Below are 562 nucleotides of genomic sequence, written 5' to 3'. Positions count from 1 at the left end.
ATGATCTGGAGCAGGCCCTTGGAGGGGACGCCGTTGACGGCGTTGACGTCCCAGTCGTTGATGGCGTTGGGGTTGCCGGTCGACTCACGCATGACGTTGCGCTTGATGCCGTCGTAGGAGGCGGGGACGCCCTTCGAGCTCAGGATGTCCAGGGACTCCTTGATCCAGCCGTCCAGGTTGTCCGCGTAGGCCTTCTTGGCAGCCGGAGCCGCAGCCTTCAGGGCCGTGCGCTCGGTGGAGCGGTTGGCACGCTCGTCACCGGCCTTGGTCTTGGCGGCGGCGGTGGTGGTGGCCTGGGCGATGGCGGCGTCGGTGGCCGCGTCCAGCTCGGCCTGCTGCGTGGTACCGAACTCGCCGGCGTTCTGCGCGACCGTCTTGACCGTGTGGGCCTCGGCGGCGGTGGCCGGGACGGCGGCCAGGGCGACAGCGGCACCAGCGGCCACCAGGACAGCGGTGGCGGAGATCTTATGGGCCTTGGGCAGAGCGGTATAACCGGAGATCGTGGAACGCATGGCTGAGGTGAACCTTCCAATCGCGAAGCCGCCGGTGGCCGTCATTGGCG

At 68.5% G+C, this 562-nt stretch carries 1 protein-coding gene; it reads right to left on the bottom strand.

Translation table 11 applies throughout. The features are described from left to right. Positions 1-512 (bottom strand): lytic transglycosylase (locus tag K6I33_RS35590; RefSeq protein WP_229358904.1); only part of this gene is annotated, 512 nt, incomplete at its 3' end. Positions 513-562: the final 50 nt, after the last annotated feature.

Source organism: Streptomyces sp. UNOB3_S3, from assembly GCF_020740895.1.
Lineage (GTDB): Bacteria > Actinomycetota > Actinomycetes > Streptomycetales > Streptomycetaceae > Streptomyces.
This window is presented reverse-complemented; position numbering and strand designations above follow the sequence as displayed.